The following is a 12,448-nucleotide window of genomic DNA, read 5'->3' as shown; positions in this document are numbered from 1 at the left end:
GCTGTGGCCACGGCCATCCATAACCACAAGCATTCGTGGTTATGGGTCCTGGCTTTCGCCAGGACGACGGCGGAGTGTGCCGCCTCGCACTCATGACCGGAACAGCCGCGTGTATTGCGTCTCGTGCCGCAGGCTGGCGAGATCGGCGCGGAACGTCGCGCTGCCGAGATCGTCCAGTGACGCAATCAGCGCACGATTGGCGGTTGCGGCGACGGCGGCTTCCATCGTCACCAGAACGCGCTGGCTGTCGGTCTGGCCGAGCGGAATGAGCCGGCTTGCCGCCGAGATCCAGTTCGAGACCACCGCGTGCAAGAAGGCGTGCAAGGTCGCAGCCAGCGGCACGCCGTGCATCGCGGCGACCACGCCGACGGCGACGGGATAAATCAGCGGCGTGCGGCACGCCGCGACCATGGCATCCAGCCCGTCGGCATCCCACGCCGCCCGCGCGATCTCGATGAAGGCGCGTCCCTGCGAGGCCGTCTCGAGCTGCCGCTCGCGCGACGGCACGAAGGCCGCGGCAAGCTCCGCGATGTCGCGCAAAGCGGCATCCTCGCCTGCCTCGGCGGCCCGATAGGCATGGACCAGAAACGTCGCATCGCAAAAGCCCGAGCCGTCAACCAGCATCGCATCGAGCCAGTCGGCGAGCGTCGCGGTGTCGACGATGTCGCCGGCCTCGACTGCCCATTCGATGCCGCTCGAGTAGGAGAAGCCGCCGACAGGGAACGCCGGCGACAGCCAGGTCATGAGCCGGTACAGCGCCGCCGCCTCACCCTCGGTGAGGCGACGGGCGTCGACCGGCTCATTTGCGGTCATGAGCATGGCTGTGGCCGTGATCATGGTCGGGGTGGTCGCAATGCTCATCATGGTGGTGGTCGTGCCCGTGATGGTCATGCGCGGCGTGATCATGATGGTGGTGATCATGGCCGTGATGATCATGGTGATCGTGACCATGATCGTGATGCCCGTGATCATGGGCATGGTCGTCATGGCCGTGGGCGTGACCGGCATCGGCGTAGGCGCCGCCTTCGGGATCGAACGGCGCCTCGATCTCGATCACGCGCGCGCCGAGTCCCTTCACCATCGCCTCGATGACGTGATCCCGGCGGATGCGCAGGCCCTTGGCCATGATCTGCGTCGGCAGATGGCGGTTGCCGAGATGCCAGCCGACGCGGATCAGGTGGTGCGGATCGTGGCCGCGGATCTCCAGGAGCGGCTCGGGCGCCGCGACCACTTCGACCAGCCGGCCATCTTCCAGCACCAGCGCATCACCGCCGCGCAACGCGACGGCGTTTTCCAGGTCGAGCAGAAACTCGAGGCCCCGCGTCCCCGTCATCGCCATGCGGCGGCGGTGCCGATCGTCGAAATCGAGCACGACCGTATCCACTGGTGCTTCCGTGAAGCGGTGCTGTCCCCTGACCTGTGTCGCCCGGATCATGCTGCTGTCGTCCTGTTACCGTGTCTCGACCTTCTCGGGCGTGATCACTTCGATCTTCGGCGGCGCCGTGAAGCACTTTACCGCCACGCGGCCGAACGTCTTCATGTGCTCCTGGCCGCGATGCGGCACCAGCGCCTCGGCATTCTCCCACTGCTCGACGAACACCATCTTGGTCGGATCGGTGACGCTCTCATGCAGGTCATAGGCGATATTGCCGGGCTCTTTCCGCGTCTCCTTGATGCAGGCGGTGGCGGCTGCAATGAATTCGGCGCGCGTCTCGGGCTTGATGGTCAGGGTGGCAACGACGTAGATCACGAGAAATCCTCCCGGCTTTTCTTCTGAGGCAAGATACCGGGCGGGACCTTAGACCATGCGGGATCGAACGCAAAACCGGAAAAAGCCGCCCCCGKACCTGCGCTCGGGACATAATCTCGGGACATGCGTTGAGGCGCTATTTCAGTACATGAAATATCGCTGCGCCATCGGCAGCACCTCGGCCGGCGCGCAGGTGAGCAACTCTCCGTCGGCGCGCACCTCGTAGGTCTCCGGATCGACCTCGATGTTGGGCGTGGCGTCGTTGTGGATCATGCTCTTTTTCGAGATCTTGCCGCGGGTGTTCTGGACGGCATAGAGCTTCTTGTCGATGCCGAGCTTGCGGGCCAGGCCGCCGGTGACCGCAGCCTTCGATGTGAACACGACGGAGGACGCGGTGCGCGCCTTGCCGAAGGCGGCGAACATCGGCTGGTAGTGCACCGGCTGCGGCGTCGGGATCGAGGCGTTGGGATCGCCCATGGGAGCTGCGACGATCGAGCCGCCCTTGATGATGCAGTCCGGCTTGACGCCGAAGAAGGCCGGCGACCACAGCACGAGGTCGGCGAGCTTGCCCTTCTCGACCGAGCCGATCAGCTTCGACACGCCATGGGCGATCGCGGGATTGATCGTGTACTTGGCGATGTAGCGCTTGACGCGGAAATTGTCRTTGTCCTTGCCCTTGTCCTGCGGCAGCGACCCGCGCTGCTTCTTCATCTTGTCGGCGGTCTGCCAGGTGCGGATGATCACTTCGCCCAGACGGCCCATGGCCTGGGAGTCCGAGGACATCATCGAGAGCGCACCGAGATCATGCAAAATGTCCTCGGCCGCGATGGTCTCTTTCCGGATGCGGCTCTCGGCGAACGCCAGGTCCTCCGCGATCGAGGGATCGAGATGGTGGCACACCATCAGCATGTCGAGATGCTCGTCGATGGTGTTGCGGGTGAAGGGCCGCGTCGGGTTGGTCGATGACGGCAGCACGTTCTTCAGGCCCGCGACCTTGATGATGTCGGGGGCATGGCCGCCGCCGGCGCCTTCGGTGTGGAAGGCGTGGATGGTGCGGCCCTTGAAGGCCTTGATGGTGTCCTCGACGAAGCCGGATTCGTTCAACGTGTCGGAATGAAGCATGACCTGGACGTCGTAATCGTCGGCGACCGACAGGCAATTGTCGATCGCGGCCGGCGTCGTGCCCCAGTCCTCGTGCAGCTTCAGCGCGCAGGCGCCGCCCTTGATCATCTCGACCAGGGCCGCGGGCCGCGAGGCGTTGCCCTTGCCGGAGATGCCGAGATTGACCGGGAAGGCGTCGAACGACTGGATCATCCGCCCCATGTGCCATGGGCCCGGCGTGCAGGTGGTGGCAAAGGTGCCGTGCGACGGACCGGTGCCGCCGCCGAGCATCGAGGTGACGCCCGCCATCAGCGCGTGCTCGATCTGCTGCGGGCAGATGAAATGGATGTGGCTGTCGAAGCCGCCGGCGGTGAGGATCTTGCCTTCGCCCGCGATCACATCGGTGCCGGGGCCGATGATGATGGTGACGCCCGGCTGGATGTCGGGATTGCCGGCCTTGCCGATCGCGGAGATCATGCCCTCCTTGATCGCGACGTCGGCCTTTACGATGCCCCAGTGATCGACGATCAGCGCGTTGGTGATGACGGTGTCGGCCGCGCCCTGCCGGTTGGTGACCTGCGACTGTCCCATGCCGTCGCGGATCACCTTGCCGCCTCCGAACTTCACCTCCTCGCCATAGGTGGTGAAATCCTTCTCGACCTCGATGATGAGATCGGTGTCGGCCAGCCGCACCTTGTCGCCGGTGGTCGGGCCGAACATGTCGGCATAGACGGAACGTTTGATTTTGACGGACATCACAAGCCCCGTTTGCGTTTGAATGTTTGGCCAGCGCTCACAGCGATGCCCTCGCCGTTCGCACCATGTTGTCGAATGTCGTGTCGAGCCACTGATTGCCGCCGCGACAGCCGGCGACCACCTGCTCGGCCCAGCCGGTGTAGTCGACCAAATCGTCACGCTCGTCGGCGGTCGGGTCGGCATGAATGCGCGCACCGATATTGCTGACCTTGTCAGCGATCTTGATCAGCTTGGCGCCGGTCGATTTTTTTGGCGCATCGACCACCTGCCGGCGACGCCGTTCAGCCTTGGGCAGGCTCATGTCGTCGGTGCATTCGACCACGAGGGAAGCGACGCGGTCCGAGAACTTTTGTGCAAGCTCTTCACGTGTGGTCTCGGTGTCCTCAATCGTATCATGCAGCCACCCAGCCGCCACGAGTTCGGCATCGGCACCGTCGGTCGCAGCCGCGAGCAGGTTCGCAACCTCGGCGAGATGGTTGATGTAAGGCTCGTTCCCCCGCCCCTTGCGCGCCATCCCGTTATGCCGGCGCGCGGCCAGCTCGGCGGCTTCGGAGACGAGGCGGATCGGAGACATCACCGGAGAACTCCTGATCAATGAAGCGCCGGCAGCAGGCCGCGCATCTTGAACAATTCCTGGAGCTTCAATTGTGCAAGTYGATGTCCGGCCTTGCGACGCCGCTCAATCCCTGCGGCCGAAAAATCGCGAAAAGCTCCGGAATCCTGGGACTCCAGGGAAAGGCCGGCCTCCTTCATGATATTGGCATCGGCCAGGTCGATGTTGGTGATCGCGCCCAGTGTCTTGAAACGCTGCGCGCGCAAAACCCGCCCGACGAGTTGCGGATCCCGTGCCTCTTCGGGGACAGCCGCGTAGAGCGCCTCGACGGTCTGCAACAGTTCATTGATGACCGCTGCGTTTGCGCCGTCCTGACGAAGCCGATTGCCGTAGCGCAGCTCACTCAGGCGATCGTTGGCCTCGATCATATTCTTCGGCGCAGCACGCTTGCTTCGAAAAAGGTTCATGACGACCAGAATGCGATCGACATCGTCCGATCCGGAAAACGCATCGATGGCATCGCCGAGTGGCGTATTGTCGACGATGCCGCCGTCCCAGAAATTCGCGCCGCCGATCGGCGTCGCCGGAAAACCGGGCGGAAGGCTGCCGCTTGCCAGGACGTGCTGAGGCCCGATCTCGGTTCGCGGCTCGTCCTTGTGCGGATGGTTCCGAAAGCGCATCAACTCGCCGGATGACACATCGACCGCGGTGACGACAAAGGCGGTCGGACTTTTGTTCAGCGCAGCGAAATCCACGTGTTTCTTCAGCGTCCCGAGCATCGGCCCGGTATCGTAGAAATTGGTCCAGCCGAACACATTCCAGTAATCGTAACGGGGCTTGTAGAAGCCGTGCACGCCAAACAAAGCGAGGTCCCGGTTGGCGATGCCCCACCAGTAGTTTCGCGGTTCCAGGGAAAGCTCGGACCACAGGGATTGCAGGCGCGTTCTCGCATCGGCCCGGTCCGTGGCGCCGACCACGCAGGCCGCATTGATCGCGCCAATGGATACGCCGGTGACCGCGACCAGCGTCACGGTCCTGCCCGGAGCATCGATGGCATCCATCAATTCCAGCAGCGCCTCGATCGCCCCGAACTCATAGGCTCCAAGCGCGCCACCGCCCTGGAGCACGAGTCCAATCTCGACCTTGTCCTTGGCAACCGTATCCATGGCAGGCCTGCCTTACAGCTTCCCCATCACGTCACCGCGAAAGCCGTAGATGGTCTTCTTGCCGGCCACCGCCACGAGCTGGACGTCGCGGGTCTGGCCGGGTTCGAAGCGGACGGCGGTGCCGGCGGCGATGTCGAGGCGCATGCCGCGCGCCTTCTTGCGCTCGAACTTCAGCGCCGGATTGGTCTCGAAGAAATGGTAGTGCGAGCCGACCTGGATCGGACGGTCGCCGGTGTTGGCGACCGTCAGCGTCACGGTCTTGCGGCCGGCATTGAGCTCGATTTCGCCGTCCTGGATGAAGAGTTCACCGGGGATCATGTCTGTCTTCCTCCGTCATTCCGGGGCTCGCGGAGCGAGAACCCGGAATCTCGATCAACAATCTCTGGATTCAGGGTTCGCCCTGCGGGCGCCCCGGAATGACGAATTTGAATCACCTGATCGGCTCGTGCACGGTGACGAGCTTGGTGCCGTCCGGAAACGTCGCCTCGACCTGGATGTCGTGGATCATCTCGGGGATGCCGGGCATCACCTGGTCGCGGGTCAGAACCTGCGCGCCCGCCTGCATCAGCTCGGCAACGGTGCGGCCGTCGCGCGCGCCTTCGAGAATGAAATCGGAGATGATCGCGATCGCCTCCGGATGGTTGAGCTTGACGCCGCGATCGAGCCTGCGCCGCGCCACGATGGCCGCCATCGAGATCAGAAGCTTGTCCTTTTCGCGAGGAGACAGGTTCATGCGAAATCTCTTCCATTCACATCATCAATTCAGCCACAGCCGCGGCAGGGCCGCGCCGGTGCGCGCCAGCACGGCCATCATGTCGGCGCGCAAGGCGGCCGCATCTTGGGCACAGAACCGCGCCATTGCAAAGCCATTCCAGGCGGATATCCCGACCTCGCCGGCGAAGGATTCCGAGGCCTCGCGAATCCGCTCGACCAGCGCCTCGTCGCCGGGAACGATCAGGGCCGTGCCGATCGCCGCGCCGCCCTTGGCGACCGCGGCACGCGCGAGCTTGGCGCCGACATTGCCGTCGAGCCTGACGGTCTCGGCAAAGACCAGCTTGCCGCCACGGGAGAGCCGCCAGCGGTCGACGAACTCGCCCTGCTGCATCCGCTCGCCCATGGCGGCGCGGCCGAACACCACGATCTCGCACAGCAGGAGCGAGGCCGTTTCATCGAGCTCGATATCGAAGCGGCGTTGCACCCGCGCCCGGTCGAACAGGATCGTCTCCTGCGGCAGCCATGCGAGATGCGCGCCTGCGCCGACCTTCAGCGCGATGCTGAGCTGCGCCGCGGGACCCGGCGCGCGGTAGACCTTTTCCGCAGCCGCCGTGGTCAGCGTCAGGCGGGCGCGTTCGGCCACCGCGATCTCGACGTCGAAACGATCTCCGCCGGCGACACCGCCGGCCGTGTTGACGAACATGCCGGACAGACCTTCGTCCTCCGGCGAGGGAAAGCGCACGCGCAGGGAGCCCGATTCATGCAGGGCGCCGCGTCGTGTCACGCCGTCGCGGGCGTGGACGTCGAACCGCACCGCGCCGCGGGCACGGTTGGCCTCGAATACAGACGATGTGGCTGATAGCTCGCTGCGCATCCGTCTCCCCGGCCGGTCGCGGCAGAAATCCGGCCTACAGCGCCATCTGGCGGCTGATTTCGCTCGCGTCGAGATTGGTGCGGTCGCAGGAGAATTTCACCGCGCCGCGATCCATCACCGCAAAACTGTCGCCGAGTTCGCAGGCAAAGTCGAGATATTGCTCGACCAGCACGATGGCGATATTGCCGAGGTTGCGCAGGTACGAGATCGCCCGGCCGATGTCCTTGATGATCGAGGGCTGGATGCCCTCGGTCGGCTCGTCGAGCAGCAGCAGCTTTGGCCGCATCACCAGCGCACGCCCGATCGCAAGCTGCTGCTGCTGGCCGCCGGAGAGGTCGCCGCCGCGGCGGCCGAGCATGGATTGCAGCACCGGGAACAGCGAGAAGACATCGTCCGGAATGTGCTTGTCCTCGCGCTTGAGCGGGCCGAAGCCGGTCTTGAGGTTCTCCTCGACCGTCAGCAGCGGAAAGATCTCGCGGCCCTGCGGCACGAAGCCGATGCCCTTGCGCGCCCGCTCATAGGGCTTCAGGGCGGTGATGTCATCGCCGTCGAACACGATCGCGCCGGACGAGATCGGATACTGCCCGACCATGGCGCGCAGCAGCGAGGTCTTGCCGACGCCGTTGCGGCCGAGCACGCAGGTCACCTTGCCGGGCTCGGCCGCGATCGAGACGCCGCGCAACGCCTGCGCCGCGCCGTAGAACAGGTTGATGTTCTTGACCTCGAGCATGGTTCAGCGCCCCAAATACACTTCGATGACCCGGTCGTTGGACGAGACCTGGTCGATGGTGCCTTCCGCAAGCACGGTGCCTTCGTGCAGGCAGGTGACCTTGACGCCGAGTTCGCGCACGAACGTCATGTCGTGCTCGACCACCATCACGGTGTGGGTCTTGTTGATTTCCTTGAGCAGCTCGGCCGTGAGATGCGTCTCGACGTCGGTCATGCCGGCGACGGGCTCGTCGACCAGAAGCAGCTTTGGATCCTGCGCCAGCAGCATGCCGATCTCGAGCCACTGCTTCTGGCCGTGGCTGAGGCTGCCGGCGAGGCGGTTGCGCGACTCGGTGAGGCGGATCGTCTCCAGCACCTTGTCGATGCGCTCCGACTCCGCCTTGCTGCCGCGCCAGAACAGCGTGCCCCTGACGCTGTGATCGACATTGAGCGCGAGCAGCAGATTGTCCTGCACGGTCTGGCTCTCGAACACCGTCGGCTTCTGGAATTTGCGGCCGATGCCGAGCTCGGCGATCCGGGTCTCGTCCAGTCGCGTGAGATCGGTGACGCCGTCGAACAGCACCGTGCCCTCGTCCGGCTTGGTCTTGCCGGTGATGATGTCCATCATCGTGGTCTTGCCGGCGCCGTTCGGGCCGATGATGGCGCGCATCTCGCCGGGCGCGAGCGTCAGCGAGAGGTTGTTGATGGCGTGGAAGCCGTCGAACGAGACGTGCACGCCGTCGAGATAGAGCATCGCGGAGGTCGCGCGGGTGTCCATGACGTTCATTTGCGCCTACTCCGCCATCTTGGGTTCGCTGACGCCGTCTTCGGCCGCGGCGCTCACGGTCGTCTCGGCAAGGCCCTTTTCCTGCGACGAAGCCCACCAGGCATTGAAGGTGCCGACGATGCCCTTGGGCAGCAGCAGCGTCACCAGGATGAACAGCGCGCCCAGCATGAACAGCCAGTACGGCGCCAGCATGCCCGAGGTGAAGAACGTCTTGGCGTAGTTGACGACGACGGCGCCGAGCGCCGCCCCCACCAGCGTGCCGCGGCCGCCGACCGCGACCCAGATCACCGCCTCGATCGAATTGCCCGGCGCGAATTCGCTCGGGTTGATGATGCCGACCTGCGGCACATAGAGCGCGCCGGCGACGCCGGCCATGCAGGCCGAGAGTGTGAACACGAACAGCTTGTAGGATTCGACGCGGTAACCGAGGAACCGGCTGCGTGATTCCGCGTCGCGGATTGCGATCAGCACCTTGCCGAGCTTGGAGGACACGACAGAGCGGCAGATCAGGAAGGCGACAATCAGCGCCAGGCAGCTCAGCGCGAACAGTGCCGCGCGGGTGCCTTCGGCTTGCACGTTGAAACCCAGAATGTCMTTGAAATCGGTCAGGCCGTTATTGCCGCCGAAGCCGAAATCGTTGCGGAAGAAGGCGAGCAGCAGCGCATAGGTCATCGCCTGCGTGATGATCGACAGATAGACGCCGGTGACGCGGGAGCGGAAGGCGAGCCAGCCGAAGCAAAAGGCGAGCAGGCCGGGGACGAACAGCACCATCAACGCCGCAAACCAGAACATGTCGAAGCCGTACCAGTACCAGGGCAGCTTGGAATAGTTCAGGAACACCATGAAATCCGGCAGGACCGGATTGCCGTAGACGCCGCGGGTGCCGATCTGCCGCATCAGATACATGCCCATGGCGTAGCCGCCGAGCGCGAAGAACGCACCGTGGCCGAGCGAGAGGATGCCGCAATAGCCCCAGATCAGGTCGATCGAGAGCGCGAGGATGGCGTAGCAGACATATTTGCCCCACAGCGCGACCAGATAGGTCGGCACCTGAAAGAAGGAGCCCGTGGGCAGCAGCAGATTGGAGAGCGGAATCAGCACGCCCAGCGCGGCCACGACCAGCAGAAATATGGTCGCGCCGCGGTCCAGCGATCGCGTGAGCATATGCGGCGTCATGCTTCCACCGCCCGTCCCTTGAGCGCGAACAGGCCGCGCGGGCGCTTTTGAATGAACAGGATGATCAGCACCAGGATGGCGATCTTGCCGAGCACGGCGCCGGCGACCGGCTCCAGGAACTTGTTGGCGATGCCGAGCGTGAAGGCGCCCACGAGGGTTCCCCATAGATTACCCACACCGCCGAACACCACGACCATGAAGCTGTCGATGATGTAGCTCTGGCCGAGATTGGGGCTGACATTGTCGATCTGCGACAGCGCCACGCCGGCGATGCCGGCAATGCCCGAGCCGAGGCCGAAGGTCAGCGCATCGACGCGCGAGGTGGCGATGCCCATCGAGGCTGCCATGCGGCGGTTCTGCGTCACCGCGCGCATCTCGAGCCCGAGCGCGGTATAGCGCAGCATCGCGAGCAGGATCGCGAACACCGCGAGCGTGAAGCAGAGGATCCAGAGCCGGTTGTAGGTGATGGTGATCTGGCCGAGCTCGAAGGCGCCGCTCATCCAGGAGGGGTTGCCGACCTCGCGGTTGGTCGGGCCGAACATGGTGCGCACCGCCTGCTGGAGCACCAGCGACAGGCCCCAGGTCGCGAGCAGCGTCTCCAGCGGACGGCCATAGAGGAAGCGGATGATGCTGCGCTCGATCAGGACGCCGATCGCGCCGGCGACGAGGAAGGCGAGCGGCACCGCGATCAGCAGCGAATAGTCGAACAGGCCGGGATAGCGGGTGCGGATCACCTCCTGCACCACGAAGGTGGTGTAGGCGCCGATCATCACCATCTCGCCATGGGCCATGTTGATGACGCCCATGACGCCGAAGGTGATGGCGAGCCCGATCGCGGCGAGCAGCAGCACCGAGCCGAGCGAGAGGCCGTACCAGGCATTCTGCACCGTGGACCAGACCGCGAGCGAAGACTGGATCGAGCCGATCGCGCTCGCCGCCGCCTTGGTCACCGAGGCCGGCTGGTCGCCCATGCCGGTGAGCAGCGCCAAGGCCTCCTGGTCGCCGCGCGCCTTGAGGGTGGCGACCGCCTCGAGCTTCTCGACCTCGGTGGCGTCGGACTTGAACAGCAGGATCGCCGCACGGGCGTCGCCCAGCGCGGCCTTGACGGATCGGTTGGTTTCCTTGGCGAGCGCGCCGTCGACGGCTTCGAGCGCCGTCTCCTCATGCGACTTGAAGACGGATTGCGCGGCCTGGAGGCGCGCTCCGAGATCCGGCGACTGCAGCGTCAGGCTGCCGACCGCGGCGTCGACGCTGCGGCGCAGGCGGTTGTTGAGGCGGACCGCGCTCGCGCTGTCGGGAACGCTGGCGACCGGCTGGCCGGTCGCGGCATCGATCGACTTGCCGTCGGTGCCGGTGACGTAGACCTTCTTGCTGTCCGGATCGGCCATCAGGCGGCCGTCCTGGAGCGCGCTGATGATGGGGTAGGCCAGCGGATTGCCGCTGCTCGCGACCACGCCGATCGCCTCTTCGGTGTCGGAATAATCATCGTTGGCGAATTTGGCGACCGCATCCTCGAACGGACCGGCAAAGGCCGGCAGTGCGAACGCGATCAGAAGCAACGAGAGCAGGAGCGAACAGAGACGGGCGGACAAATTGGCTGGCACTGTGAATGACCCCGGCAGAAATGGTGGAGAAGGCGGCGGGATCGCCGCCTTCTCCGGTCGCGTACGCTGGACAGTCAGACCCGGATCAGGAGCCCGAACCGAGGCACTTGTTGGTCTTGGTGTTGAAGTTGCCGCACTTCTTGCCGACCCAGTCGCCGACCAGGTCCTTGGAGCCTTCCAGCTCCTTCGACCAGGCATCGCCGGCAACGAGACCGGGCGTCTTCCAGACCACGTCGAACTGACCGTTCGCCTTGATCTCGCCGATGAACACCGGCTTGGTGATGTGGTGGTTCGGGAGCATCTTGGAGGTGCCGCCGGTCAGGTTCTTGGCTTCGATGCCCGGGAGAGCGTCGATGACCTTGTCGGGATCGGTCGACTTCACCTTCTCGACCGCCTTGACCCACATGTCGAAGCCGATCACGTGCGCTTCCATCGGATCGTTGGTCACGCGCTTCGGATTCTTGGTGTAGGCCTGCCACGCCTTGATGAACTTCTCGTTCTCCGGCGACTTGATCGACTGGAAGTAGTTCCAGGCCGCGAGATGGCCGAGCAGCGGCTTGGTGTCGATGCCGGCGAGCTCTTCCTCACCCACCGAGAACGCGACCACCGGGATGTCCTTGGCCTTGATGCCCTGGTTGCCGAGCTCCTTGTAGAAGGGAACGTTGGCGTCGCCGTTGATGGTCGAGACCACCGCGGTCTTCTTGCCGGCCGAGCCGAACTTCTTGATGTCGGCCACGATCGTCTGCCAGTCGGAATGACCGAACGGCGTGTAGTTGATCATGATGTCTTCCTGGGCGACACCCTTCGACTTCAGATAGGCTTCCAGGATCTTGTTGGTGGTGCGCGGATAGACGTAGTCGGTGCCCGCGAGCACCCAGCGCTTCACTTTCTCGTCCTTCATCAAATAGTCGACGGCGGGGATCGCCTGCTGGTTCGGCGCAGCACCCGTGTAGAACACGTTGCGCTCGCTCTCCTCGCCCTCGTACTGCACGGGGTAGAACAGGATGTTGTTCAGCTCCTTGAACACCGGGAGCACCGACTTGCGCGACACCGAGGTCCAGCAGCCGAACACGACCGAGACCTTGTCCTTGGTGATCAGCTCGCGCGCCTTTTCCGCGAACAGCGGCCAGTTGGAGGCGGGATCGACGACGACGGCCTCGAGCTTCTTGCCGAGCACGCCGCCCTTCTTGTTCTGCTCGTCGATCAGGAAGAGGATCGTGTCCTTCAGCGTGGTTTCGCTGATGGCCATGGTGCCGGAG

14 protein-coding genes are annotated in these 12,448 nt (G+C 64.6%); all 14 read right to left on the bottom strand.

From position 1 onward, the window contains the following. Window positions 1–90 precede the first annotated feature (90 nt). Window positions 91–819, bottom strand: a complete 729-nt coding sequence (locus tag ACXJL8_RS19110) for an urease accessory protein UreF (protein ID WP_456621800.1) — start codon at window positions 817–819, stop codon at window positions 91–93. Then, on the bottom strand, window positions 800–1,435 hold the full coding sequence (locus ACXJL8_RS19105; RefSeq protein ID WP_456621736.1) for an urease accessory protein UreE: 636 nt from the start codon (window positions 1,433–1,435) through the stop codon (window positions 800–802). Before ACXJL8_RS19105 ends, ACXJL8_RS19110 begins: the two co-directional genes overlap by 20 nt. Window positions 1,436–1,450: 15 nt before the next feature. Further along, a complete protein-coding gene (locus tag ACXJL8_RS19100) occupies window positions 1,451–1,750 on the bottom strand; it encodes a putative quinol monooxygenase (protein WP_148755265.1) in 300 nt (99 codons plus the stop codon). Window positions 1,751–1,891: 141 nt separating this feature from the next. After that, window positions 1,892–3,607: an urease subunit alpha gene (ureC, locus tag ACXJL8_RS19095; RefSeq protein ID WP_456621737.1), complete on the bottom strand. Its 1,716-nt coding sequence runs from the start codon at window positions 3,605–3,607 to the stop codon at window positions 1,892–1,894. 37 nt (window positions 3,608–3,644) lie between these two features. Continuing rightward, window positions 3,645–4,184 (bottom strand): HD domain-containing protein, encoded by a 540-nt coding sequence (locus ACXJL8_RS19090; protein ID WP_456621738.1) that lies wholly within the window; start codon window positions 4,182–4,184, stop codon window positions 3,645–3,647. Window positions 4,185–4,198: 14 nt separating this feature from the next. Further along, window positions 4,199–5,326 carry a patatin-like phospholipase family protein gene (locus ACXJL8_RS19085; protein ID WP_456685407.1) on the bottom strand — a complete coding sequence of 376 codons (1,128 nt, stop codon included), beginning with the start codon at window positions 5,324–5,326 and terminating at the stop codon, window positions 4,199–4,201. 12 nt (window positions 5,327–5,338) lie between these two features. Beyond that, window positions 5,339–5,644, bottom strand: coding sequence for an urease subunit beta (locus ACXJL8_RS19080; protein WP_456621740.1), 306 nt, complete (start codon window positions 5,642–5,644; stop codon window positions 5,339–5,341). Window positions 5,645–5,756: 112 nt separating this feature from the next. Beyond that, window positions 5,757–6,059 (bottom strand): urease subunit gamma, encoded by a 303-nt coding sequence (locus tag ACXJL8_RS19075; protein ID WP_195802235.1) that lies wholly within the window; start codon window positions 6,057–6,059, stop codon window positions 5,757–5,759. A 24-nt stretch (window positions 6,060–6,083) separates the two neighbouring features. Beyond that, window positions 6,084–6,914 (bottom strand): urease accessory protein UreD, encoded by an 831-nt coding sequence (locus ACXJL8_RS19070; protein WP_456621741.1) that lies wholly within the window; start codon window positions 6,912–6,914, stop codon window positions 6,084–6,086. A gap of 34 nt (window positions 6,915–6,948) precedes the next feature. Then, the gene (gene urtE / locus ACXJL8_RS19065) at window positions 6,949–7,644 is read right to left on the bottom strand and encodes an urea ABC transporter ATP-binding subunit UrtE (protein WP_456621742.1); all 696 of its coding nucleotides are present in this window, start codon (window positions 7,642–7,644) and stop codon (window positions 6,949–6,951) included. Between the two features lie 3 nt (window positions 7,645–7,647). Beyond that, on the bottom strand, window positions 7,648–8,409 hold the full coding sequence (gene urtD, locus ACXJL8_RS19060) for an urea ABC transporter ATP-binding protein UrtD (protein WP_456621743.1): 762 nt from the start codon (window positions 8,407–8,409) through the stop codon (window positions 7,648–7,650). A 6-nt stretch (window positions 8,410–8,415) separates the two neighbouring features. After that, on the bottom strand, window positions 8,416–9,585 hold the full coding sequence (urtC, locus tag ACXJL8_RS19055; RefSeq protein ID WP_456685406.1) for an urea ABC transporter permease subunit UrtC: 1,170 nt from the start codon (window positions 9,583–9,585) through the stop codon (window positions 8,416–8,418). Then, window positions 9,582–11,189, bottom strand: a complete 1,608-nt coding sequence (gene urtB, locus ACXJL8_RS19050; protein ID WP_456621745.1) for an urea ABC transporter permease subunit UrtB — start codon at window positions 11,187–11,189, stop codon at window positions 9,582–9,584. Before urtB ends, urtC begins: the two co-directional genes overlap by 4 nt. Before the next feature lie 85 nt (window positions 11,190–11,274). Next, window positions 11,275–12,448: urea ABC transporter substrate-binding protein (gene urtA, locus ACXJL8_RS19045; RefSeq protein WP_456685405.1), on the bottom strand; the 1,174-nt coding region annotated here is incomplete at its 5' end.

It is taken from the genome of Bradyrhizobium sp. P5_C11_2 (assembly GCF_054049755.1).
This window is presented reverse-complemented; position numbering and strand designations above follow the sequence as displayed.

Bases quoted from the DNA above. Each gene is read 5' to 3' on its own strand.
- urtE (WP_456621742.1), bottom strand. From the start codon at position 7,644: ATGCTCGAGGTCAAGAACATCAACCTGTTCTACGGCGCGGCGCAGGCG.
- ACXJL8_RS19110 (WP_456621800.1), bottom strand. From the start codon at position 819: ATGCTCATGACCGCAAATGAGCCGGTCGACGCCCGTCGCCTCACCGAG.
- ACXJL8_RS19080 (WP_456621740.1), bottom strand. From the start codon at position 5,644: ATGATCCCCGGTGAACTCTTCATCCAGGACGGCGAAATCGAGCTCAAT.
- ACXJL8_RS19105 (WP_456621736.1), bottom strand. From the start codon at position 1,435: ATGATCCGGGCGACACAGGTCAGGGGACAGCACCGCTTCACGGAAGCA.
- ACXJL8_RS19075 (WP_195802235.1), bottom strand. From the start codon at position 6,059: ATGAACCTGTCTCCTCGCGAAAAGGACAAGCTTCTGATCTCGATGGCG.
- urtD (WP_456621743.1), bottom strand. From the start codon at position 8,409: ATGAACGTCATGGACACCCGCGCGACCTCCGCGATGCTCTATCTCGAC.
- ACXJL8_RS19070 (WP_456621741.1), bottom strand. From the start codon at position 6,914: ATGCGCAGCGAGCTATCAGCCACATCGTCTGTATTCGAGGCCAACCGT.